A 23,261-nucleotide genomic window follows, 5' to 3' on the forward strand; every position below is an offset into this window, starting at 1 on the left:
TCGGTTTTACAGACTCCGAGTGTACCCGAACAACTTTTCAGACACATAGGGTCCGTTCGTGACCATTAAGTATTTATAAGTCACACCAAACCTCTCCCGTCTATAGGGCAAATGCCTGCGCCGGTAAGCTCATCAGGCATTCGCTGCCCGCCTCCACGGCGGCCCGGTGCATGGCGGTGCGCGGCAACAGGCGCTTGAAATAAAAGTCGCAGGTCGCAGTTTTGCCCTGGGCAAACCCGGGCTCATCGTGCGCCTGCGCCGCGATCGCCATGCGCAACCACAGGTAGGCGAGGATGATGTAACCGCTGTACATCAGGTAATCCATGGCCGCCGCGCCTACTTCGTCAGGATTTTTCATCGCTGCCGTGCCGACCTTCAGGGTCAGCTCACCCCATTGCTGGTTCAACTGGTTGAGCTGTTCTACAGCGGCCTTGAGTTGCGCGTGCTCGGCATTGGCGACGCAGAACTTATGCACAATTCTGGTAAAGCCGCGCAGCAACTTGCCCTGGCTGCCCAGCACCTTGCGCCCCAGCAGGTCGAGGGCCTGGATACCGTTGGTGCCTTCATAGATCGGCGCAATCCGGGCATCCCGGGCCAATTGCTCCATGCCCCACTCGCGAATGTAGCCATGCCCGCCGAATACCTGCATACCGTGGTTGGTCACCTCCAGCCCGGTTTCGGTCATGAAGGCTTTGCAGATCGGCGTGAGGAAGGCCAACAGGTCCTCGGCCTCCTGGCGCTGGCCCGCATCGTCACTCAGGTGCGCCGTGTCGAGCAACTGGGCGGTGAAGTAGGTCAGCGCGCGATTACCTTCGTTGAAGGCTTTCATGGTCAGCAGCATGCGGCGTACGTCGGCATGCACGATGATCGGGTCGGCGGCTTTCTCCGGGGCCTTGGTGCCGGTCAACGAGCGCATTTGCAGGCGGTCGTTGGCGTATTTGATCGCGCCCTGGAAGCTCGCCTCGCCGTTGCACAAACCCTGCATCCCGGTGCCCAGGCGCGCGTGGTTCATCATGGTGAACATGCAGTTGAGGCCTTTGTTCGCCTCACCAATCAGGAAGCCCTTGGCGCCGTCGAAGTTCAGCACGCAGGTGGCCGAGGCCTTGATGCCCATCTTGTGCTCGATGGAGCCGCAGTGCACCGTGTTGCGTTCACCGGAATCGGCATGGAACTTGGGCACGATAAACAACGAGATGCCTTTGGTGCCCGCCGGCGCATCCGGCAGTTTGGCCAGCACAAGATGGATGATGTTGGCACTCATGTCGTGCTCGCCGGCCGAGATGAAGATCTTGCTGCCGGTGACCGCGTAACTGCCGTCGGCCTGAGGTACGGCGCGGGTCTTGATCAAGCCCAGGTCGGTGCCGCTATGGGCTTCGGTCAGGCACATGGTGCCGGTCCATTCGCCAGCGGTGAGCTTGTGCAGGTAAGTGGCTTTCTGTTCGTCGGTGCCATGGGCGTGAATCGCCGACATTGCACCGTGGGTCAGGCCTGGGTACATGCCCCAGGAGGTGTTGCTGGAGCCGATCATCTCGCTCAGCACCAGCCCCAGTGACTGCGGCAAGCCTTGGCCACCGTAGGCCGGGTCTGCCGCCAGGCCATGCCAGCCGCCTTCCACGTACTGGGCGAAGGCTTCCTTGAAGCCCTTGGGCGTGGTCACCACACCCTGATCAAAATGGCAGCCCTCTTCATCGCCGCTGCGATTGAGCGGCGCGAGTACGTTCTCGCAGAACTTCGCGCCCTCTTCGAGAATTGCATTGACCATGTCGGGGCTGGCGTCCGTCGCGCCCAGGGCCGCGTAGTGGCCGTGGAAGTCGAACACGTTGTCGATCAGAAAGCGCATGTCGCGCAGGGGAGCTTTGTATTCAGGCATGGCAATGTCTCCGGCGGCAGATAGCTCAACCTACTGCCGGCCAACGCCTCGGACAATCACTGTAGCGCTGCTGAATACAGCACCATTACTCAACCGGCAGCACGCTCCATACGCACCGCACCGCGACGGTTCTGCCCGGCCGCAATCACGCAGTTGCGCCCGGCGCCCTTGGCGGCATACAGCGCCTGGTCGGCGCACTTGAGCACTTCTTCAGGGCTGCGCTGCTCGGCCTGGCGCTCGGCCACGCCGATGCTGACGGTCACCGACACACTCGAGGCACCGCTGCCGGCCCGACGCTGGCGGCCTTGATGGTCGTCAGGGGGGCGGTCCGGGTTGCGCAATTTGATCGCATAGTTGGCGATGATCTCGCGGATTTCCTCCAGGTGCGGCAGGCATTCATCCAGGGTCTTGCCGGCGAACACCACGGCAAACTCTTCCCCGCCGTAACGATAGGCGCGCCCGCCACCGTTGACCTTGGACAGCTTGCTCGCCACCAGGCGCAACACCTGGTCACCCACGTCATGGCCATGGGTGTCGTTGAACCGCTTGAAGTGGTCCACGTCGCCCATCGCCAGCACGTAGTTGCGGCCCAGCCGCTGCATGCGCTCGTTAAGGGCGCGGCGCCCCGGCAAGCCGGTCAGCTCATCGCGAAACGCCATTTGATACGCCTCGTGCGCCACACCGGCAGCGATCATCAGCATGACCTGGCTGCACATGATGTTGAGGGTAAACGGCAGGATGAACGTTTGCGGCAGCATCCAGAACATCCCCAGCAACCCCACCAGCTGCGCGGCATGCAGCGGGCGCGGCTGATACCAGTACTGGGCGGCCAGGGTGAGAAAGCCGATCAGAAACATCGGGTATGACAGCTGGATCAGGCTCATCCAGGCGCCATGCAGCACCGGCCAGCGAATCTCGGCCAACCAGTCCAGCACGCCCTGGGGATAACTTTGCTCCAGCGCCAGCGCCACACTGCCGACGGCCAGCAACACCGCGCAGCGTGCGACGAAGTCGCGGAACAGGTGGGTCTTTTCCTGCCACAGCGCATACACGCTGAACAGCAAGGGCAGCAGCAGGCAGCACAGGTGAAACACCACGGCGGCGTCTTCGCGCACGCGGCCATTGTCGCGGTAGAAGTCGGTCTGGGTGTCGAGCAGGAAATAAGCGACATACACCGTGATCATCAGGAACAGCTCACGCTGGCGCCGATACACCGCGCAGTACGCACCGCCGAGCAACAGCACCAAGGTTGGCAGCACGTTGAACAGCGAGGTGAAGAAGACGTTGAGGTCTTTGAGATAAGCAGCCGAGAGCCCGGCCAGCAACAGCAGCAACGAGGGCAGGAAATGGCTGAACCGTAGGGCAGACACGCGTGACAAGGGTAAAACTCCGACCCGCAAAAAGTGATGGCATAGTGCCTCTGCGGGACCAGTTAAACACAACTCGTCCGGCATGTATCACATTGCCATCACTGTAACGGCACGGGTTGATAATCCCTTAGCTTCGGAGCGCATTTTTATAGGCGACAGTGACCAAATGTGGGAGGGGGCTTGCTCCCGATAGCGGTGTATCAGTCAACCCCTTTGTAGCTGACCCACCGCTATCGGGAGCAAGCCCCCTCCCACAGGGGATCGCATTACACTCTCAGGCTCGTGGCATTACAACCGGCGAAAAAAAACCGCCACCCCTAAGGGCGGCGGTTTCGGAAGATCCGGTACAGCTTAGTAAGCCAGGCCGAAGTCTTCTTCTTTCATGTCCATCAGGTTGCTCGCGCCCGACAGCATGGTTGCCACGTGGGTGCGGGTGCGCGGCAGGATGCGCTGGAAGTAGAAGCGCGCGGTCTGCAGCTTGGCGGTGTAGAACGCCTCTTCGGTGGTGCCGGCGGCCAGTTTTTCAGCGGCCAGGCGGGCCATGTCGGCCCAGAAGTAAGCCAGGCACGCGTAACCGGAGTACATCAGGTAGTCCACCGAGGCGGCACCGACTTCTTCACGGTCTTTCATCGCGGCCATGCCGACCTTCATGGTCAACTCGCCCCACTCTTTGTTCAGCGCCGCCAGCGGTGTAACGAACTCTTCGACCGCGTCATTGCCTTCGTTGGCCTGGCAGAACTTGTGGACGATCTTGGTGAAGCCCTTCAGCGCTTCGCCTTGGGTCATCAGCACTTTACGACCGAGCAGGTCCAGCGCCTGAATACCGGTGGTGCCTTCGTACAGCATCGAAATACGGCTGTCGCGAACGTTCTGCTCCATGCCCCACTCAGCGATGAACCCGTGGCCGCCGTAGATCTGCACGCCGTGGTTGGCGGATTCGAAACCGACTTCGGTCATGAACGCCTTGGCGATCGGGGTCATGAAGGCCAGCAGGCCATCGGCCTGTTTCTTGGCGTCTTCATCGGTGCCGTACTTGACGATGTCCACTTGCTTGGCGGTGAAGTACACCATCGCACGGTTGCCTTCGGCGAAGGCTTTCATGGTCAGCAGCATGCGGCGTACGTCGGGGTGCACGATGATCGGGTCGGCGGCTTTGTCCGGCGCTTTCGGGCCGGTCAGGGAGCGCATCTGCAAGCGATCACGCGCATATTTGAGGCCGCCCTGAAAGCCGATTTCGGCGTGGGCCAGGCCTTGCAGCGCAGTCCCCAGACGCGCGGTGTTCATAAAGGTGAACATGCAGTTCAGGCCTTTGTTCGCCGGGCCGATCAGGTAACCGGTAGCCGCGTCGAAGTTCATCACGCAGGTGGCGTTGCCGTGGATACCCATCTTGTGCTCCAGGGAGCCACAGGTCACCGCGTTGCGCTCGCCCACCGAACCATCGGCGTTGGGCAGGAACTTGGGCACGATGAACAACGAGATACCTTTGGTGCCAGCCGGTGCATCCGGCAGGCGCGCCAGGACGATGTGGACGATGTTGTCGGCCATGTCGTGTTCACCGGCCGAGATGAAGATCTTGGTGCCGGAGACTTTGTACGAACCGTCAGCCTGGGGTTCGGCCTTGGTGCGCAGCATGCCCAGGTCGGTGCCGCAGTGCGGTTCGGTCAGGCACATGGTGCCGGTCCACTCGCCCGAGACCAGTTTGGTCAGGTAGGCGTCTTGCTGCTCGGGCGTGCCATGCTCGGAAATGGTGTTCATCGCGCCATGGGACAGGCCTGGGTACATGCCCCACGACCAGTTGGCTTCGCCGACCATTTCACTCACTGCAAGGCCCAGGGACTCGGGCAGGCCTTGACCGCCGTGCGCCACGTCGTGAGCCAGGCTTGGCCAGCCGCCTTCGACGAACTGTTTGTAGGCTTCTTTGAAACCTGCTGGGGTTTTAACGCCTGACTCGCTCCAGGTACACCCTTCGATGTCACCCACGCGGTTCAACGGTGCCAGCACTTGCTCACAGAACTTGGCGCCTTCTTCCAGAATGGCGTCGACCATGTCCGGGGTAGCGTCCTGGCAAGCCGGCAGGCTCTGATAGTGCGCTTCATAGCCGAGCAGTTCGTCACGCACGAAGCGAATATCACGCAAGGGGGCCTTGTAGTCAGGCATAGCGATAAACCTCTGCTGATGTATCTGGGATGAACAACCGCGTGGATGTGTGATGGCGGTCAAACAGGTGTTTGAAACATACGTTTACGACCTGGGGTTGTCAAGCGTCGGCCCGATGCCGTTTGTCTTGATGCGGGTCAATGGCAGGCACAGCGAAGCCTGTGGCGTGATGCCACAGATCAAGAAGTGTAGGATTTCGGCGGGAGGGCACGGAACACATGTGGGAGGGGGCTTGCTCCCGATGGCAGTGCATCAGTCAAATAGCTATCGACTGATAGACCGCTATCGGGAGCAAGCCCCCTCCCACATTTTGAATTGCATAAGGCAGGAGGGTCAGGCGTAGGTATCGATCAACGTACCGAGCATTTCGTCCGAAGCCTTGGCGACTTTCGCCCCCAGCTCCACTTGAAACTTGCCCTGGGCCATTTCGACCATATTGCTCGCCGAATTGGATGCCTGGGCGCGATCATTGGCCTGCAGACGGTCGCTTTGCGCGGCCGATGGCTGGGTTGTCGCGGCGCTGGCAATGTTGCCGGCGGCCTGGTCGACACGGCTCTGCCCGGCCTGAATGGTGCTCAGGCCCGAATAAAACGCGCTGCTTCCAGAGATTTCCATGGCGCAAGCCTGCCTTTAGAGAATCGTGATAGCCAATTGAACCAGACATCCTGGCAAAAGGCCCGCTAAAAACACTAATGGCATATTGCCTTAGCGATAGCCAAAATCAGTCAAGCAGGTCCATTTCCAGGTAGGCGGCCACCGCGGCTGCCCCGGCGTGCTTGAGTTTGGGCACTCGCCCCAGGCAAGGCGCCGGCAAACGCTCGGCCAAGGTGGCGAGGTTCTCTTCCAGACGAGAGGTCTTCGGATCGATGATATTGGCCACCCAACCGGCCAGCGGCAGACCATCTCGTGCGATCGCTTCGGCCGTGAGCAACGCGTGGCTGATACACCCCAGCCGCACCCCCACCACCAGAATCACCGGCAGCTTGAGCGCAATGGCCAGCTCCGACAGATTGGCCTGGTCGGCCAAGGGCACACGCCAACCGCCCGCGCCTTCGATCAACGTGAAGTCCGCTTGGTGCGCCAGGATCCGTTGCATCGGCTTGAGCAGCGATTGCACCGTGAGCGCGACACCTGCCTCACGGGCGGCCAGATGCGGTGCAATCGCCGGTTCGAACGCCACCGGGTTGACCTCGGCATACGTCAAGGGCAACGAACATTCGGCGAGCAGCGCCAGGGCATCGGCATTGCGCAACCCCTTGGGCGTTACCTGGCAGCCCGAGGCCACGGGCTTTCCCGCCGCCGTGCTTTTGCCGGCTTGACGCGCAGCATGCAGCAGGCCGGCAGCGATGGTGGTCTTGCCCACATCGGTGTCGGTACCGGTGATGAAATAAGCGGCGCTCATAGCGGTTTCTCCAGTACGGCGTACACCACCTGATAGGTGGCGGGCAGGCCCTGGGCCTGGCGGAACTGCTCGTAAGCCTGGATCAATGCCGCGATTCGCGCACGGCCGGTCAACCCTCCCGGGCGCCCTGGGTTGAGGTTATGCGCGCCCAAGGCTTTCAATTCGTGGGTCAGGCTGCGCACGTCCGGGTAATGCAGTACATGGGCCCGTCGCTCCAGGCTCGCCACCCGAAAACCACTGGCGGCGCACAGCTTTTGATACGCCTCGAAGGTACGGAAGCGGTTGACGTGAACCAGGCCATCCGCCGCGCGCCAGCTTTCGCGCAACTCATCCAGCGTGCCCACGCACAGGCTGGCGAAGGCCAGCACGCCGCCCGGTTGCAGCACGCGAAACGCTTCACTGAGGACCGCATCGAAGTTCGCACACCACTGCACCGCCAGGCTGGAGAAGATCAGCTCGAAGCTGTCGGCCTTCAGCGGCAGGCGTTCCGCATCCCCCGCGACGAAATGCTGCGCGCCGCCCAAAGGCCGCGCATGGTTGAGCATGCCCTCGGCAATATCCAGCGCCGTGCCTTGGCTGGCCGGCAGGCGCTCAGCCAGTGCACGGCTGAAATAGCCCGTGCCGCAGCCCAGGTCGAGCCAGCGCTGGGGCGCAAGGCCCATCGGCAGCCGAGCGAGCAGTGCGTGCCCGACCGCCCGCTGTAACTCGGCCACGCTGTCGTAACTGGCGGCGGCCCGGGAGAACGACGCGGCCACCTGGCGCTTGTCCGGCAAGGCGCCCGGCAGAGGAGGATGGGATAGATCAGTCATCAGCATACTCATGCAAAAAAGCCTGGATGGCCCCCGCCACACCGTGGGGGTCTTCCAGAAGAAAAGCGTGACCGGCCTGTTCAATCAGGCCGATTTCCACATCGGGCAGCAGCGCCAGCAGGTCACTGGCGGCTTCGGCGGGCACCAGCCCGTCCTGACCGGCAAACAGGTGCAGTTGTGGCCCGCGAAAGGCCTGCAAGGCGGCGCGGGTGTCCAGTTGGGCGAGCAACTCCAGGCCGGGCATCAATACGCTGGGCGCAGTATTCGGTGCTCCACTGACCAGCAGCCGCGACAGCCCGCGTGGGTCGGCGGCGCCCTTGGCGCACAACAGGCCAAAGCGCTTGAGGGTGACCTGGGAATCCGCGTGGCAGCCGGCGAGGAACGCGTCGAGTGTTTCAGCGGGCATGGCATGCGGCCAATCAGCGTGGGCGACAAAACACGGATTGCTCGCCAGGGTGAGCAAACCGCAGCAACGCTCGCCGCGTCGCGCCGCCAGCTCTGAGGCGAGCATGCCGCCGAGGGACCAGCCGCCGAGCCAGACATTCTCCGGCAGCGTGGCCTCCAGTTCGTCGAGCCATTCGGCCAGTTCGCTGCAATCCAATGCCGGCAAGGGCTCGACCTGCACCTGCAAGTGTTCATTCAAGCCCTGCAACGTCGCAGCCAGCGGCTCCAGCGGCGACACCCCCAGGCCCCAGCCGGGCAGCAGTACCAGTCGATCACGCATGCTCGGGCTCCGTGGCGTTCAACAATCGGAAACATGCTTCCAACGCGTTTAACAATAGCTGCACCTGCGCCGCGCTGTGGGCCGCCGTCAATGTCACGCGCAAACGAGCGCTGCCGGCGGGCACAGTGGGCGGGCGGATCGCGGTCACCATCAATCCGCGCTCGCGCAGCATCTGCGACAGGCGCAGGGCACGCGCGCTGTCGCCAATCAGGATCGGCTGGATCGGCGTAAAACTGTCCATCAGCGCCAGGCCGATCTGTTCGGCGCCCTGGCGAAACTGGCGGATCAACGCGTTGAGATGCTCGCGGCGCCAATGCTCGGTGCGCAGCAGCTCGAGGCTTTTCAGGGTGGCGCAGGCCAATGCCGGTGGCTGGCTGGTGGTGTAGATGTAGGGGCGGGCGAATTGGATCAGGCTTTCGATCAGTTCTTCACTGCCCGCCACAAAGGCCCCGGCGGTGCCGAACGCTTTGCCGAGGGTACCGACCAGTACCGGCACGTCATCCTGGCTCAAGCCGAAATGCTCGACAATCCCCGCGCCATTGGCCCCCAGCGGGCCAAAGCCGTGGGCGTCATCTACCATCAACCAGGCACCTTTGGCCTTGGCTTCACGGGCCAGCGCCGGCAGATCGGCCAGGTCGCCATCCATGCTGAATACGCCATCGGTCACCACCAGCGTGTTACCGCAGGCTTTCTCCAGGCGCTTGGCCAGGCTGGCGGCGTCGTTATGCAGGTAGCGGTTGAAACGGGCCCCCGACAACAAGCCGGCATCCAGCAACGACGCATGGTTGAGACGGTCTTCCAGCACCGTATCGCCCTGCCCCACCAACGCCGTGACCGCGCCGAGGTTGGCCATGTAGCCGGTGGTAAACAGCAACGCACGCGGGCGCCCGGTCAGGTCGGCCAGGGCTTCTTCCAGCGCATGGTGCGGCGTGGCGTGGCCCACCACCAAGTGCGACGCACCACCGCCCACGCCCCAACGGGACGCACCGGCGCGCCAGGCCTCGATCACCTGCGGATGGTTGGCCAGGCCCAGGTAGTCGTTATTGCAAAAGGCGAGCAGCGGCTTGCCGTCCACCACCACTTCCGGGCCTTGAGGGCTCTGCAGCAAGGGGCGTTGACGGTAAAGGTGTTCGGCACGGCGGGCAGCGAGGCGCGCGGCGAGATCGAAAGACATGCGGGTTCAACTCGGTCAAAACTGTGGGAGGGGGCTTGCTCCCGATGGGGGTGTGTCAGTCGGTACATAAGTTGACTGACCCTGCGCCATCGGGAGCAAGCCCCCTCCCACATTGGGATTTGGTTTCAGTCAAACAGCGGCGTTGTAGAACTGTTCGCTGCTCTTCTGCTCCACCAACGCCTGCTCAATGGCCGCCTGATGCACTTCATCGGCGTGCTCCTCGCGGGCTTCCGGCAAGATGCCCAGGCGCGAGAACAGTTGCATGTCCTTGTCCGCCTGCGGGTTGGCGGTGGTCAGCAGCTTGTCGCCATAGAAAATCGAGTTGGCGCCGGCGAAAAACGCCAGGGCCTGCATCTGCTCGTTCATCGCCTCACGCCCAGCCGACAGGCGCACATGGGATTGCGGCATCAGGATGCGCGCCACCGCCAGCATGCGGATGAAGTCGAACGGGTCGATGTCGTCGGCATTTTCCAGCGGCGTACCGGCCACCTTGACCAGCATGTTGATCGGCACCGACTCCGGATGCTCCGGCAGGTTGGCCAGTTGGATCAGCAGGTTGGCACGGTCATCCAGGGACTCGCCCATGCCGAGGATGCCGCCCGAGCAGATCTTCATCCCCGACTCACGCACGTAGGCCAGGGTTTGCAGACGCTCGCCGTAGGTGCGCGTGGTGATGATCGACCCGTAGAATTCCGGCGAGGTATCCAGGTTGTGGTTGTAGTAATCAAGGCCAGCCTGAGCCAGCGCGGCGGTCTGGTCCTGGTCGAGACGGCCGAGGGTCATGCAGGTTTCCAGGCCCATGGCCTTCACGCCTTTGACCATCTCCAGCACGTAGGGCATGTCTTTGGCCGATGGATGTTTCCATGCGGCGCCCATGCAGAAACGCGTCGAGCCGATGGCCTTGGCGCGGGCGGCCTCTTCGAGGACCTTCTGCACTTCCATCAGTTTTTCTTTTTCCAGGCCGGTGTTGTAGTGACCCGACTGTGGACAATATTTGCAATCTTCCGGGCACGCGCCAGTTTTGATCGACAGCAGGGTGGATACCTGCACGCGGTTGGCGTCGAAATGCGCGCGGTGCACGGTCTGCGCCTGGAACAACAGGTCATTGAACGGCTGCACGAACAGTGCTTTGACTTCGGCCAAAGACCAATCGTGACGCAGGGTGGCAGAGGTGCTGGCGCTCATGGGTGATTCCTTGATTATGCTTAGGCTAACGCTGCGGGCAGGGCAATACCCACAGGTACGACACGGATGCTCGGCATATTTAAGGAAGATTCATGCACTGTCAACCAACCAACAAACACCAGGTTTACATCTGGTTAAAAAGCGTACAAACCTGTTTAATCTGCGATGAACGGGCTGATAGCGTCGATTGTGTATGCAACGCCTGCGAAACCGAGCTGCCATGGCTGATGGAGCAGTGCGAGGTGTGCGCCCTGCCCCTGCCGATGGACGGGTTGGTCTGCGGCCAATGCCAGCAACAACCGCCCGCGTATAAACAGGTGATCGCGCCCTGGACCTACAGTTTCCCGGTAGACAGCCTGATCAGCCGGTTCAAGCACCAGGCACGCTGGCCCTTGGGGCACTTGCTGGGACGCCTGCTCGGGCGATTCCTGCACCACCGGTTCGAGAATGCTGAACTCAGCCGCCCCGATTGCCTGCTTCCGGTGCCGATGCCACCCAAACGTCTGCGCCAGCGCGGTTATAACCAGGCCGCGATGCTGGCGCGTTGGCTCAGCAGCGACCTGGACATCCCCTACAATGAACACCTGTTGCTGCGCCCCCATGAAACCGTTGCGCAACAAGACCTCGACGCCAAGACGCGCAAGCGCAATCTGCGCAATGCCTTCGCCCTGGCACCCGGCGCCTGGGTGCAGGGACGTCACCTGGCGCTGGTCGACGATGTACTGACCACCGGCGCCACCGCCCATAGCCTGGCGCGGTTATTGATGCAGGCCGGTGCGCGCCAGGTCGATGTGTATTGCCTGGCCCGCACGCCAAAACCCGGTGCGTGACTTGACTCCCGTGCCGCTGGGCGGCAACGTCCGCTCATTCCAGCCAAGCGTGTCCACATGCCCCTGACTTCCCCGCTCAGCCAGCACATCATCCGCCGCCCCCAGCGCATTGCCCTGCTGGGGCATATCGCCGAGCAGGGCTCCATCACCCGTGCCGCCAAAAGTGCCGGGTTGAGCTACAAGGCCGCCTGGGACGCCATCGATGAGCTGAACAACCTGGCGCAAAAGCCCCTGGTGGAGCGCAGCGTCGGCGGCAAAGGCGGTGGCGGCGCCAGGCTGACCGCCGAAGGTGAGCGCGTGCTGCGCCTCTATCAGCGCCTGCAGGTGCTGCAAGCCGAAGTGCTCGCCACGGACGAAGCGGCCCGCGACTTCAACCTGCTGGGGCGCCTGATGCTGCGCACCAGTGCGCGCAATCAACTGCACGGTCAGGTCAGCGCCATCGAGCGCCAGGGCCGTAATGACCGAGTCCGCCTGCAATTGTCCGGCGGCCTGCACCTGGATGCACAGATCACCCACGACAGCACGCAACGGCTGGAGCTGGAGGCTGGCGTGGAAGTGGTTGCCCTGATCAAGGCCGGATGGTTGGAATTGCTGGCCATCGGGCAAGCCGCAACACCTGGACACAATTGCATGAGCGGCGTGATCGAGGCGGTTCTCGACGCTGAAGACGGCCCCAGCGAAGTGCGCATCGGCCTGCCCAACGGTCAGGTGCTGTGTGCCCTGGCGCAGCCCGCCGCACTTACTGCGCTCAATGCCGCGCAAGGCCAGCCGATCCAGGTGCAGTTCGCCCCCGGCAATGTACTGCTCGGCACCCCGGTGTAGCGAGCACGCGCCATCAAACTGCAACAATTTCGTCACGCTCGCTCCTTAAGGTATCTGCAAAAACCGTAGGGAGCCTGACATGAACTTATTAGAAGAAAACCAAGCCACCGACCTTGAACAGATGGTCGGCCTCACCCGTCGCCGCTTCATCGGCGCCGGCGCCCTGTGCGGCGCTGCGATGTTCCTGGGCGGCAACCTGCTCAGCCGCAGCGCACTGGCCGTGAACGCCGCCTCTGCCAGCCCGTTGCTGGGATTTGCCAGCATCGGCGCCGCTACCAGCGACACCCTCACCCTGCCGCCCGGCTACAGCGCCTCGGTACTGATCAGTTGGGGCCAGCCCTTGAGCAAGCGCGCCCCAGCCTTCGACCCCAGCGGCAACGGCACCGCCGAGGCCCAGGAACAACAGTTCGGCGACAACAACGACGGCATGAGCCTGTTTCCCTTCCCCGGTGACGACCGCCGCGCACTGATGGCGATCAACAACGAATACACCAACTACCGCTACCTCTACGCCCATGGCGGCGCGCCGCAATCGGCCGAAGACGTGCGCAAGGCGTTGGCCAGCGAAGGCGTTTCGGTGATCGAAATACAGCGCAAGGGCGATACCTGGCAGTTCGTCCAGGATTCACGCTACAACCGGCGCATCCACGGCAACACGCCGATCCGCCTGAGCGGCCCCGCCGCCGGCCACGACTGGTTGAAAACCCGCGCCGACAAAACCGGCAAGAAAGCCCTCGGCACCTTCCAGAACTGCGCCAACGGCAAGACGCCGTGGGGCACTTACCTGACCTGTGAAGAGAACTTCACCGACTGCTTCGGCAGCAGCGACCCACAGCAAACCTTCGACGCCGGGCAAAAACGCTATGGCGTGGTCGCCGCCAGCAAAGACATCCACTGGCACACCCAAGACCCGCGCTTCGACATGGCCAAGAACCCCAACGAACTCAACCGCCATGGCTGGGTAGTGGAAATCGACCCGTTCGACCCGCACGCCACACCGGTCAAGCGCACCGCCCTGGGCCGCTTCAAGCACGAAAACGCCGCGCTGGCAGAAACCCGCGATGGCCGCGCCGTGGTGTACATGGGCGATGACGAGCGCGGCGAGTTCATCTACAAGTTCGTCAGCCGCGATCGGATCGACCACAACAACCCGAAAGCCAACAAGGATCTGCTCGATCACGGCACTTTGTACGTGGCGATCTTCGACGCGGGCGATGGCGACGCCGATCATCCCAAGGGCAAAGGCCAATGGGTCGAACTCACCCACGGCAAAAACGGCATCGATGCCAGCAGCGGCTTTGTCAACCAGGCTGAAGTGCTGATCCATGCCCGCCTGGCTGCCAGCGTGGTGAAAGCCACACGCATGGACCGCCCGGAATGGATCGTGGTCAGCCCCACCGACGGCCAGGTCTATTGCACCCTCACCAACAACGCCAAGCGCGGCGAAGACGGCCAGCCGGTGGGCGGGCCCAACCCGCGGGAAAAGAACGTGTATGGCCAGATCCTGCGCTGGAAAGCCGACGCCGATAACCACGGTGCCACGGACTTCACCTGGGACCTGTTCGTGGTCGCCGGCAACCCCGGCGTGCACGCGGGCTCGCCGAAGGGCGGCTCGTCCAACATCAACCCGCAAAATATGTTCAACAGCCCGGACGGCCTGGGTTTCGACAAGGCCGGCCGCCTGTGGATCCTCACCGACGGCGACTACAGCAACTCAGGCGACTTCGCCGGCATGGGCAATAACCAGATGCTCTGCGCAGACCCAACTACTGGAGAAATCCGCCGGTTCATGGTCGGGCCGGTGGCGTGTGAAGTGACCGGGATCAGCTTTTCGCCGGATCAGAAAACCCTGTTCGTGGGCATTCAGCATCCGGGTGAAACCGGGGGCTCGACCTGGCCGGAGCACCTGGCGAACGGCAAGCCGCGTTCGTCGGTGGTGGCGATTCGGCGGGATGATGGTGGGGTTGTTGGCGCCTGACAAACCGCTATCGGGGGCAAGCCCCCTCCCACATTTTGAACTGCGGATACATTCCAGTGTGGGAGGGGGCTTGCTCCCGATGGCAATGGCACAGACGCCCCCTATCTCAAGCCCGGTGCGTTACCATACCCGGCCGGACGCGGCGCCCTGCTGCGCGCAGGAGTTCGCATGGCCCACCCGTTTGAAACACTCACTCCCGACCTGGTGCTCGACGCCGTCGAAAGCATCGGCTTTCTCAGCGACGCCCGTGTATTGGCGCTCAACAGCTACGAAAACCGCGTGTATCAGGTGGGCATCGAAGACTCCGAACCCCTGATCGCCAAGTTCTACCGGCCCCAACGCTGGACCAACGAAGCGATCCTGGAAGAGCACCGTTTCACCTTCGAACTGGCTGACTGCGAAGTCCCGGTGGTCGCCCCGCTGATCCACAACGGCGCAAGCCTGTTCGAGCACCAGGGTTTCCGCTTCACTCTGTTTCCACGCCGTGGCGGACGGGCGCCGGAGCCGGGTAACCTCGACCAGCTCTATCGCCTCGGGCAATTGCTCGGGCGTTTGCATGCCGTGGGTTCCACCCGCCCGTTCGAACACCGCGAAGCGCTCGGCGTGAAGAACTTCGGTCACGATTCCCTGACCACGTTGCTCGAAGGCAACTTCATTCCCAAGAGCCTGTTGCCGGCGTACGAGTCCGTGGCCCGCGACCTGCTCAAGCGTGTGGAAGAGGTGTACAAGGCCACTCCGCACAAGAACATCCGCATGCACGGTGACTGCCACCCCGGCAACATGATGTGCCGCGACGAGATGTTCCACATCGTCGACCTGGATGACTGCCGCATGGGCCCGGCGGTGCAGGACCTGTGGATGATGCTCGCCGGGGATCGCCAGGAATGCCTGGGCCAACTGTCGGAATTGATGGACGGTTACCAGGAATTCCACGACTTCGACCCACGGGAACTGGCCCTGATCGAACCCTTGCGCGCCCTGCGCCTGATGCACTACAGCGCCTGGCTGGCGCGACGTTGGGAAGACCCGGCATTTCCCCACAGCTTCCCGTGGTTTGGCAGCGAGCGCTATTGGGGCGACCAGGTGCTGGCGTTGCGTGAGCAGCTGTCGGCCCTCAATGAAGAGCCGCTGAAACTGTTCTGACCGCTGATCGTTCCCACGCTCCGCGTGGGAATGCATCGGGTGACGCTCTGCGTCACACATTCAAGAGCAGACGCAGAGCGTCCAAATCGGCATTCCCACGCAGAGCGTGGGAAGGATCGGAAAACCCAATTACAATCGCGCTTTGTTAGCTGCCTAAGCAAGGATTCTGCAATGCACGCCGCCAACCCTCGCAAGGGGTACATCCTGGGCCTGAGTGCCTATGTCATCTGGGGTCTGTTCCCGCTCTATTTCAAAGCCATTGCCAGTGTGCCCGCCGCCGAGATCATCGTGCATCGCGTGCTGTGGTCGGCGCTGTTCGGCGGTTTGCTGTTGATGGTGTGGAAACACCCAGGCTGGTTTCGCGAGCTGCGCGACAACCCCAAACGCCTGGCGATCCTCGCCCTCAGTGGCTCGCTGATCGCCGCCAACTGGCTGACCTACGTGTGGTCGGTCAACACCGGGCGCATGCTTGAGGCCAGCCTGGGTTACTACATCAACCCGCTGGTGAATGTGCTGCTCGGCATGCTCCTGCTCGGCGAACGCCTGCGTCGCCTGCAATGGGTGGCGGTGGGTTTGGCGGCGGTCGGTGTGGCGCAACAGGTGTGGCAGGTCGGCAGCTTGCCGTGGGTGTCATTGGTGTTGGCGCTGACGTTTGGCTTCTATGGCCTGATTCGCAAGCAGGCGCCGGTCAAAGCGCTGCCGGGGCTGGTGGTGGAAACCTGGATGCTGGTACCGATTGCCATCGCGTGGTTGCTGTTCAACCCGACGGCGCACAGTGCACAACTGCCGTTCTGGAGCACCTCCGAGGCCTGGTGGCTGGTGGCGGCCGGGCCCGTCACGCTGGTCCCGCTGGTGTGTTTCAACGCCGCCGCACGGCATTTGCCCTACACCGCACTGGGCTTTCTACAGTACGTCGCGCCCACGCTGGTGCTGCTGGAAGCCGTGCTGCTGTTCGGCGAACATCTGGCGCCCAGTACATTGATCGCCTTCGCCTTTATCTGGGCCGGCCTGGTTATCTACAGCCTGGACGCCTGGCTGACCATGCGCAAACGCTGATCAAATAACGTACAACCTCCTGCAAGCCACATTTTTCGAGGCTTGCAGCGATTCACCCCAAGGTTATCCACAACCTGATCCCCGCCATTTGTGCACAAGCCGTTGAAACTGTTCGTTTTTTGCTCAGGTGGCGAAGATCCCCGGGCGGCGTGGCCTGGCGTCGGGTCTCTACAGGTTATCCACAGGCCCATGCAAGATTTCCATGCATAACCTTGTGCATGGCTATTCGTCGGCGCGCAGTTCCACCATCAGATCGTCCGCCAGGGTTTCCAGGGAGGCCTGCAACGTCTCCAGGGATAACGTCGAGGGCACCTGCAGCAAGGCCTCGGCATTGAACAGCGGATCGCCGCTCATCGGGGCCGGGCGCACATCGGTGCTCAAGCGTTCCAGGTTGACGCCCTGCTGGCTCAACAGCGCAGTGATCTCACGCACGATGCCCGAGCGGTCATTGCCCACCAGGGTCATCACAATCGGTTTTGAAGCCGAGGCCTGCCCGGAACTGCCCTCACCCACCAGCACGCGAATGCCGTGTGTGGATAAATCCTCCAGCGCCCCCACCAATGCCTGACGACTCTCTGCGGGAACGCTGACACGCAGAATCCCGGCAAACTGCCCGGCCATATGGGCCATGCGGCTTTCCAGCCAGTTGCCACCGTGGGCGGCAATGTTTTGCGCGATGCGCTCAACCAGGCCGGGTTTGTCGGCGGCGATAATTGTGAGTACAAGATGGTCCATGGCGAAGCCCTCTGGAATTCAATCTACAAGGTGGACCCGGGAGCCCTCGAAAACAAATCGTGTACCATTTTTATATTTATCTGGAACAATCCAATAGTTTTTTGAGAACATCTGGTTCTCCGCTGTGACCGTACGACCAAAGTGAGTCGCTAAACGACGTATTTAGTCTAATTTTCACAACCGCAAGTCATCATGTAGTATGCCCAACCGTGCACTACATAATGAAAATCTGAAAAAGCGCATAAGCTCCGCAGAGTGAGGCAAGCAATGACTGAACACGTTCAAGTCGGTGGCCTGCAGGTCGCCAAAGTCCTGTTCGACTTCGTGAACAACGAAGCCATTCCCGGTACCGGCATCACTGCCGACCAGTTCTGGGCCGGCGCCGACAAGGTCATCCACGACCTGGCCCCGAAGAACAAAGCCCTACTCGCCAAACGCGACGATTTCCAGGCGCAGATCGATACCTGGCACCAGACCCATGCCGGCCAGGCCCACGACCCGGTGGCCTACAAAGCCTTCCTGCAAGACATCGGATACCTGCTGCCAGAAGCCGCAGACTTCCAGGCCTCGACCCAAAACGTCGACGATGAAATCGCGCGCATGGCCGGCCCTCAGCTGGTGGTGCCGGTGATGAACGCCCGCTTCGCCCTCAACGCCTCGAATGCGCGCTGGGGTTCGCTGTATGACGCGCTGTATGGCACCGACGCCATCAGCGAAGCCAACGGCGCGGAAAAGGGCAAGGGCTATAACAAAGTGCGCGGCGACAAGGTCATTGCCTTCGCCCGTGCGTTCCTCGACGAAGCCGCGCCGCTCAGTGCGGGCAGCCACTTTGATTCCACCGGATACAAGATCGTCGACGGCAAGCTGATCGTCAGCCTCAAGGGCGGCAGCAACAGCGGCCTGCGAGACGACGCGCAGTTGATCGGTTTTCAGGGCCCTGCGGCCGAGCCGATTGCGCTTCTGCTCAAGCACAACGGCCTGCACTTCGAGATCCAGATCGACGCCAGCACCCCGGTCGGCCAGACCGACGCGGCCGGCGTCAAAGACGTGCTGATGGAAGCCGCGCTGACCACCATCATGGACTGCGAAGATTCCGTCGCCGCCGTGGATGCCGACGACAAAGTGGTGATCTACCGCAACTGGCTCGGCCTGATGAAGGGCGACCTGGCCGAAGAAGTGGCCAAGGGCGGCAAGACCTTCACCCGCACCATGAACCCTGACCGCGTCTACACCGGCGTGGATGGCAACGACGTGACCCTGCACGGCCGTTCGCTGCTGTTCGTGCGCAACGTTGGCCACTTGATGACCATCGACGCGATCCTCGATAAAGACGGCAACGAAGTGCCGGAAGGCATCCTCGACGGCCTGCTCACCAGCCTGGCGGCGATCCACAGCCTCAACGGCAACAGTACGCGCAAGAACAGCCGCACCGGTTCGGTGTACATCGTCAAACCGAAGATGCACGGCCCGGAGGAAGCGGCGTTCACCAACGAGCTGTTCGGCCGTATCGAAGACGTGCTGAACCTGCCGCGCAATACGCTCAAAGTCGGGATCATGGACGAGGAGCGGCGTACCACCGTCAACCTCAAGGCCTGCATCAAGGCGGCCAGCGAGCGCGTGGTGTTTATCAACACCGGCTTCCTCGACCGCACCGGCGACGAAATCCACACCTCCATGGAAGCCGGCGCGATGGTGCGCAAGGCCGCCATGAAAGCGGAAAAATGGATTGGCGCCTACGAGAACTGGAACGTCGATATCGGTTTGAGCACCGGCCTGCAAGGGCGTGCGCAAATCGGCAAAGGCATGTGGGCGATGCCCGACCTGATGGCCGCGATGCTCGAACAGAAAATCGCGCACCCACTGGCCGGCGCCAACACCGCGTGGGTGCCATCGCCCACTGCGGCTGCGCTGCATGCGCTGCACTATCACAAGGTTGACGTGTTCGCGCGCCAGGCCGAACTGGCCAAGCGCGAGCGCGCATCCGTGGACGATATCCTGACCATTCCCCTGGCCAGCAACACCGATTGGTCTGACGAAGAAATCCGCAACGAACTGGACAACAATGCCCAGGGCATCCTCGGCTACGTGGTGCGCTGGATCGACCAGGGCGTCGGCTGTTCGAAAGTGCCGGACATCAACGATGTCGGCCTGATGGAAGACCGCGCCACCCTGCGTATCTCCAGCCAGCACATCGCCAACTGGTTGCGCCACGGCATCGTCAACGAAACCCAAGTGATGGAAAGCCTCAAGCGCATGGCGCCGGTGGTGGACCGTCAGAATGCCGGGGATGCGTTGTACCGCCCGCTGGCGCCGGATTTCGACAGCAACATCGCGTTCCAGGCAGCGGTGGAGCTAGTGATTGAAGGGACCAAGCAACCGAACGGGTATACCGAGCCGGTGTTGCACCGCAGGCGTCGGGAGTTCAAGGCTAAAAACGGCCTGTAAATGAAAAAGCCCTGATCGAAAGATCGGGGCTTTTTTTCGGGTGTTGGGGTGATTGAACTGGCCTCATCGGGAGCAAGCCCCCTCCCACATTTTGAATTGTGAATACTTTCAGAAGGTGGGAGGGGGCTTGCTCCCGATGGGGCCATCACCTTCATCACAAAACTCAGGAAACCATCCCCAACTCCTGCTTCACCAACTTCGCCAACTTCGCGCTATCAATCGGCTTGAGCAAAAAATCCACCACGCTCAAGTGCATGGCATCGATTACATCCGGCGCTTCGGCGTCCCCCGACATGATGATGATCGGCAACGCCGCACGGGTCGACTCGCGCACTTTTCGGATCAATTCCAAACCGTTGCTCGGTGCCATGCGCAGGTCGGTGATCAGCAAACCGATGGAGCTGGTGGACTTCAACAAATCCCACGCTGCCTCGCCACTGTCAGCCGTCATGCAGCGAATGCCGTTCAGCCCGAGGATTTCCGCCAGCAATTCACGCGCATCGTTATCGTCGTCCACGATCAATACACGTTGGGGCGGTAAATCGGGCTCCAGCATCACGGCGCTCAGCGCCTCGCGCTCGGCATCACTCAAAATATCGTGGTCGGACATACAGTTCTCAGCAATTTTCATCAATCTCGCAGCACACTCGTCAGACATCTGCGGGAGGGCGAACAATGTGCACTTCGTCGGAAAGTTTGCCTAGTGGGTGTTCTACGGGTTTTGGACGATAGTCATGTAAGGTTTTTCCTTAGTTTTGCGTGGGTTTCACCAACCTAGACTTACGTCCAATGGGCACCCGCCGTGCGGCAGTCGACCATGCAGCACGATAACGACAAAAAAACTGCGGTCACTGTTATGAGTAAAGCTGATGCTTTCACGCAGGCGGGTAAAACCGCCGTGTTGCAGAACATCCATGGCACATTGCAATTCCTGCAACGCTTCCCTCCATTCAATCAGATGGAGCAGGCGCATCTGGCGTTTCTGGTGGAACAGTGCCAACTGCGCTTCTATGGCCCCGGCGACAGCATCCTCAAACCGTCGGGCGGGCCGGTCGAGCATTTTTATATCGTCAAGCAGGGCCGCGTGGTCGGCGAGCGCCCGGACTCGGCAGATACCACGTTCGAAATCACCACCGGCGAGTGCTTCCCCCTCGCCGCTTTGCTCGGCGAACGCGCCACCCGCACCGAGCACAAAGCCGCCGAAGACACCTTCTGCCTGCAACTGAACAAGATGGCGTTCATCAAGCTGTTCGCCCTGTCCAGCCCGTTTCGGGATTTTGCCCTGCGCGGTGTCAGCAGCCTGCTTGACCAAGTCAACCAGCAGGTGCAGCAAAAAGCCGTGGAAACCCTCGGCACCCAATATTCCCTGAACACGCGCCTGGGGGAACTGGCCATGCGCCATCCCGTCACCTGCAGCCCGGACACCGCGCTGCGCGAAGCGGTGAGGCTGATGCACGAGCAGCAGGTCGGCAGCATTGTGATTGTCGATGAGCACAAGGCGCCGCTGGGCATCTTCACCTTGCGTGACCTGCGCCAGGTAGTGGCCGACGGTACCGGTGATTTCAGTCAAGGCATAGCCGGCCATATGACCCAGGCACCGTTTTTCTTGTCCCCGGACCACAGCGCGTTCGACGCGGCGATCGCCATGACCGAGCGGCATATCGCCCATGTATGCCTGGTGCAGGACCGGCGCCTGTGTGGCGTGGTATCGGAGCGCGATCTGTTTTCCCTGCAGCGCGTCGACCTGGTGCACCTGGCGCGGACCATCCGCAACGCGTCCCGGGTGGAACAGCTGGTGGCGATCCGCGGCGAAATCGGCCAACTGGTCGAGCGCATGCTGGCCCACGGCGCTTCGTCGACCCAGATTACTCACATCATTACCTTGCTGAACGATCACACCGTGTGCCGGGTCATCGAGCTGACCCTGACGGAAAGAGGCGACCCCGGCGTGCCCTTCAGTTGGCTGTGTTTTGGCAGCGAAGGCCGCCGCGAACAGACGCTGTTCACCGACCAGGACAACGGCATCCTGTTCGAGGCCAAAGACGCCGTGGAGGCCGCCGACATTCGCGAGCGCCTGCTGCCCCTGGCGCAACAAATCAACCAGAGCCTGGCGCTGTGCGGCTTCAGCCTGTGCAAGGGCAATATCATGGCCGGCAACCCGGAGCTGTGCCTGTCGCGGGCCGAGTGGGCGCGGCGGTTTGGCGCCTTCATCCGCGAAGCGACGCCGGAGAATCTGCTGGGGTCGAGCATCTATTTCGACTTGCGGGTGGTGTGGGGCGACGAGCAGGGCTGCGAGCAACTGCGCCAGGGCATTCTGGATCAGGTGGCGGATAACCGACTGTTCCAGCGCATGCTGGCCGAGAATGCCTTGCGCCAGCGCCCACCCGTGGGGCGCTTTCGCGAGTTCGTGCTGACGCGCAAAAGCGGTGAAAAGGCCACCCTTGATCTCAAGGTGCAGGGCCTCACGCCGTTTGTGGACGGTGCGCGCCTGCTGGCCCTGGCGCACGGTGTGCATGCCAACAACACCCTGGAGCGGCTGCGCCAGTTGGTCGCCAAAGGCGTGATCGAGCCACTGGACGGCGCCGCGTATGAAGAGGCCTATCACTTCATCCAACAAACCCGCATGCAACAGCACCAGGTGCAGACGCGGGAAAACCAGCCGTATTCCAACCGCGTCGATCCGGACAGCCTCAACCATCTGGACCGCCGCATCCTGCGCGAATCCCTGCGTCAGGCCCAGCGCCTGCAAAGCAGCCTGACCTTGCGCTATCAACTGTGAGCCTGTTCAGTTGGCTGCGCGCGAAAAAACCCAGGCTCGACGCGGCGCAGCAGCAGCGCCTGGCCGAGTTGCGCGGGCCCTCGGCGCTGGGCCATGGCACATTGCGCAGCCAGCGCTGGGTGGTGGTCGACCTGGAAACCAGCGGCCTGAACCTCAACCGTGACCAGGTGCTGTCCATCGGCGCCGTGGTGATCGAGGACGGGGCGGTGGACTTCTCGCAGATGTTCGAACGCACCCTGCAACGCACCGCCACCAAACTCAGCCCCAGCGTGTTGATCCACGGCCTCGGCCCCAGCGCCATCGCGGCCGGCAGCGACCCGGTGGACGCGCTGCTGGACTTCATGGCGTTCGTTGGCGACAGCCCGCTGCTGGCCTTCCATGCGCCGTTCGATCAACACATGCTGGGCCGGGCGCTGATGGACAGCCTGGGTTATCGCCTGACCCACCCGTTTCTCGATGTGGCCGATATCGCCCCGCTGTTATGCCCTGAAGCGAACATCCGTGAGGCGGGGCTGGATGACTGGATCAGCCATTTCAAATTGCAGGTGGGCGAGCGCCATCACGCCAGCGCCGACGCACTGGCGACGGCGGAGCTGATGCTGATTCTGTTCAGCCGTGCGCGCCAGCAACACATAGACACGCCCCAGGCGCTGCAAGAGCGCTTGTCCCAGTGGAAGCGGCGTAAACAAGCTCCGTCTTTCTAGTGGACGCGGAGCGTCCGGGGCGGCATTCCCACGCCGTCGTTCCAGGGGACGCGGAGCGTCCAGGGCGGCATTCCCACG

Annotated in this window: 19 protein-coding genes; 8 read left to right on the forward strand and 11 right to left on the reverse strand. The window is 62.1% G+C overall.

What is annotated here, in order from left to right; translation table 11 throughout:
* Positions 1-100: 100 nt before the first annotated feature.
* From C4J88_RS24755 to bioB, 9 genes are all read right to left on the reverse strand, one after another.
* Positions 101-1,870 (reverse strand): acyl-CoA dehydrogenase C-terminal domain-containing protein, encoded by a 1,770-nt coding sequence (locus tag C4J88_RS24755; protein ID WP_124408349.1) that lies wholly within the window; start codon positions 1,868-1,870, stop codon positions 101-103.
* A gap of 89 nt (positions 1,871-1,959) precedes the next feature.
* Complete coding sequence (locus C4J88_RS24760; protein ID WP_124368581.1) at positions 1,960-3,249, reverse strand: diguanylate cyclase; 1,290 nt, start codon at positions 3,247-3,249, stop codon at positions 1,960-1,962.
* A 342-nt stretch (positions 3,250-3,591) separates the two neighbouring features.
* Positions 3,592-5,397: a phenylacyl-CoA dehydrogenase gene (locus C4J88_RS24765; protein WP_124408350.1), complete on the reverse strand. Its 1,806-nt coding sequence runs from the start codon at positions 5,395-5,397 to the stop codon at positions 3,592-3,594.
* A 333-nt stretch (positions 5,398-5,730) separates the two neighbouring features.
* Positions 5,731-6,012 carry a pyrroloquinoline quinone biosynthesis protein PqqE gene (locus C4J88_RS24770; RefSeq protein WP_124364675.1) on the reverse strand — a complete coding sequence of 94 codons (282 nt, stop codon included), beginning with the start codon at positions 6,010-6,012 and terminating at the stop codon, positions 5,731-5,733.
* 106 nt (positions 6,013-6,118) lie between these two features.
* On the reverse strand, positions 6,119-6,799 hold the full coding sequence (gene bioD / locus C4J88_RS24775) for a dethiobiotin synthase (protein WP_124408351.1): 681 nt from the start codon (positions 6,797-6,799) through the stop codon (positions 6,119-6,121).
* Complete coding sequence (bioC, locus tag C4J88_RS24780) at positions 6,796-7,608, reverse strand: malonyl-ACP O-methyltransferase BioC (RefSeq protein ID WP_124408352.1); 813 nt, start codon at positions 7,606-7,608, stop codon at positions 6,796-6,798. The genes bioD and bioC overlap by 4 nt, the downstream gene beginning before the upstream one ends.
* Positions 7,601-8,332, reverse strand: coding sequence for an alpha/beta fold hydrolase (locus tag C4J88_RS24785; protein WP_124408353.1), 732 nt, complete (start codon positions 8,330-8,332; stop codon positions 7,601-7,603). The genes bioC and C4J88_RS24785 overlap by 8 nt, the downstream gene beginning before the upstream one ends.
* Entirely contained in the window at positions 8,325-9,506 is a 1,182-nt protein-coding gene (gene bioF, locus C4J88_RS24790; protein ID WP_124408354.1) for an 8-amino-7-oxononanoate synthase, read from the reverse strand. Before bioF ends, C4J88_RS24785 begins: the two co-directional genes overlap by 8 nt.
* A gap of 129 nt (positions 9,507-9,635) precedes the next feature.
* Positions 9,636-10,691 (reverse strand): biotin synthase BioB, encoded by a 1,056-nt coding sequence (gene bioB / locus C4J88_RS24795; RefSeq protein WP_124364680.1) that lies wholly within the window; start codon positions 10,689-10,691, stop codon positions 9,636-9,638.
* A gap of 92 nt (positions 10,692-10,783) precedes the next feature.
* On the opposite strand from bioB, the gene C4J88_RS24800 reads away from it, so the two are divergent.
* The 5 genes from C4J88_RS24800 to rarD all read left to right on the forward strand — a co-directional run bounded on the left by C4J88_RS24800 (position 10,784) and on the right by rarD (position 16,520).
* Entirely contained in the window at positions 10,784-11,521 is a 738-nt protein-coding gene (locus C4J88_RS24800) for a ComF family protein (RefSeq protein ID WP_124408355.1), read from the forward strand.
* Between the two features lie 57 nt (positions 11,522-11,578).
* Positions 11,579-12,343 carry a TOBE domain-containing protein gene (locus tag C4J88_RS24805; protein WP_124408356.1) on the forward strand — a complete coding sequence of 255 codons (765 nt, stop codon included), beginning with the start codon at positions 11,579-11,581 and terminating at the stop codon, positions 12,341-12,343.
* Between the two features lie 79 nt (positions 12,344-12,422).
* Positions 12,423-14,321 (forward strand): PhoX family phosphatase, encoded by a 1,899-nt coding sequence (locus tag C4J88_RS24810; protein ID WP_124408357.1) that lies wholly within the window; start codon positions 12,423-12,425, stop codon positions 14,319-14,321.
* Between the two features lie 168 nt (positions 14,322-14,489).
* The gene (locus tag C4J88_RS24815; protein ID WP_124368591.1) at positions 14,490-15,464 is read left to right on the forward strand and encodes a serine/threonine protein kinase; all 975 of its coding nucleotides are present in this window, start codon (positions 14,490-14,492) and stop codon (positions 15,462-15,464) included.
* 171 nt (positions 15,465-15,635) lie between these two features.
* Positions 15,636-16,520, forward strand: a complete 885-nt coding sequence (rarD, locus tag C4J88_RS24820) for an EamA family transporter RarD (RefSeq protein ID WP_124372074.1) — start codon at positions 15,636-15,638, stop codon at positions 16,518-16,520.
* Between the two features lie 222 nt (positions 16,521-16,742).
* On the opposite strand, the gene C4J88_RS24825 is transcribed toward rarD, so the two are convergent.
* Complete coding sequence (locus tag C4J88_RS24825) at positions 16,743-17,255, reverse strand: glycine cleavage system protein R (RefSeq protein ID WP_124368593.1); 513 nt, start codon at positions 17,253-17,255, stop codon at positions 16,743-16,745.
* A 267-nt stretch (positions 17,256-17,522) separates the two neighbouring features.
* Between C4J88_RS24825 and C4J88_RS24830 the strand changes: the two genes are divergently transcribed.
* A complete protein-coding gene (locus tag C4J88_RS24830) occupies positions 17,523-19,700 on the forward strand; it encodes a malate synthase G (protein WP_124408358.1) in 2,178 nt (725 codons plus the stop codon).
* 163 nt (positions 19,701-19,863) lie between these two features.
* Here C4J88_RS24830 and C4J88_RS24835 read toward each other — a convergent pair whose 3' ends face one another.
* Positions 19,864-20,310 carry a response regulator gene (locus C4J88_RS24835; protein ID WP_124368595.1) on the reverse strand — a complete coding sequence of 149 codons (447 nt, stop codon included), beginning with the start codon at positions 20,308-20,310 and terminating at the stop codon, positions 19,864-19,866.
* A 246-nt stretch (positions 20,311-20,556) separates the two neighbouring features.
* Between C4J88_RS24835 and C4J88_RS24840 the strand changes: the two genes are divergently transcribed.
* The gene (locus C4J88_RS24840; protein WP_124408359.1) at positions 20,557-22,479 is read left to right on the forward strand and encodes a putative nucleotidyltransferase substrate binding domain-containing protein; all 1,923 of its coding nucleotides are present in this window, start codon (positions 20,557-20,559) and stop codon (positions 22,477-22,479) included.
* Entirely contained in the window at positions 22,476-23,183 is a 708-nt protein-coding gene (locus tag C4J88_RS24845; RefSeq protein ID WP_124368597.1) for a PolC-type DNA polymerase III, read from the forward strand. The genes C4J88_RS24840 and C4J88_RS24845 overlap by 4 nt, the downstream gene beginning before the upstream one ends.
* Positions 23,184-23,261: the final 78 nt, after the last annotated feature.

Origin of the sequence: Pseudomonas sp. R4-39-08, assembly GCF_003852275.1 — a bacterium.
Classification (GTDB): Bacteria; Pseudomonadota; Gammaproteobacteria; order Pseudomonadales; family Pseudomonadaceae; genus Aquipseudomonas.

What these genes read in the sequence shown, in the direction of transcription:
- C4J88_RS24755 (WP_124408349.1), bottom strand. Translation starts at nt 1,870, where the DNA reads ATGCCTGAATACAAAGCTCCCCTGCGCGACATGCGCTTTCTGATCGAC.
- C4J88_RS24765 (WP_124408350.1), bottom strand. Translation starts at nt 5,397, where the DNA reads ATGCCTGACTACAAGGCCCCCTTGCGTGATATTCGCTTCGTGCGTGAC.
- C4J88_RS24770 (WP_124364675.1), bottom strand. Translation starts at nt 6,012, where the DNA reads ATGGAAATCTCTGGAAGCAGCGCGTTTTATTCGGGCCTGAGCACCATT.
- bioD (WP_124408351.1), bottom strand. Translation starts at nt 6,799, where the DNA reads ATGAGCGCCGCTTATTTCATCACCGGTACCGACACCGATGTGGGCAAG.
- bioC (WP_124408352.1), bottom strand. Translation starts at nt 7,608, where the DNA reads ATGACTGATCTATCCCATCCTCCTCTGCCGGGCGCCTTGCCGGACAAG.
- C4J88_RS24785 (WP_124408353.1), bottom strand. Translation starts at nt 8,332, where the DNA reads ATGCGTGATCGACTGGTACTGCTGCCCGGCTGGGGCCTGGGGGTGTCG.
- bioF (WP_124408354.1), bottom strand. Translation starts at nt 9,506, where the DNA reads ATGTCTTTCGATCTCGCCGCGCGCCTCGCTGCCCGCCGTGCCGAACAC.
- bioB (WP_124364680.1), bottom strand. Translation starts at nt 10,691, where the DNA reads ATGAGCGCCAGCACCTCTGCCACCCTGCGTCACGATTGGTCTTTGGCC.
- C4J88_RS24800 (WP_124408355.1), top strand. Translation starts at nt 10,784, where the DNA reads ATGCACTGTCAACCAACCAACAAACACCAGGTTTACATCTGGTTAAAA.
- C4J88_RS24805 (WP_124408356.1), top strand. Translation starts at nt 11,579, where the DNA reads ATGCCCCTGACTTCCCCGCTCAGCCAGCACATCATCCGCCGCCCCCAG.
- C4J88_RS24810 (WP_124408357.1), top strand. Translation starts at nt 12,423, where the DNA reads ATGAACTTATTAGAAGAAAACCAAGCCACCGACCTTGAACAGATGGTC.
- C4J88_RS24815 (WP_124368591.1), top strand. Translation starts at nt 14,490, where the DNA reads ATGGCCCACCCGTTTGAAACACTCACTCCCGACCTGGTGCTCGACGCC.
- rarD (WP_124372074.1), top strand. Translation starts at nt 15,636, where the DNA reads ATGCACGCCGCCAACCCTCGCAAGGGGTACATCCTGGGCCTGAGTGCC.
- C4J88_RS24825 (WP_124368593.1), bottom strand. Translation starts at nt 17,255, where the DNA reads ATGGACCATCTTGTACTCACAATTATCGCCGCCGACAAACCCGGCCTG.
- C4J88_RS24830 (WP_124408358.1), top strand. Translation starts at nt 17,523, where the DNA reads ATGACTGAACACGTTCAAGTCGGTGGCCTGCAGGTCGCCAAAGTCCTG.
- C4J88_RS24835 (WP_124368595.1), bottom strand. Translation starts at nt 20,310, where the DNA reads ATGTCCGACCACGATATTTTGAGTGATGCCGAGCGCGAGGCGCTGAGC.
- C4J88_RS24840 (WP_124408359.1), top strand. Translation starts at nt 20,557, where the DNA reads ATGAGTAAAGCTGATGCTTTCACGCAGGCGGGTAAAACCGCCGTGTTG.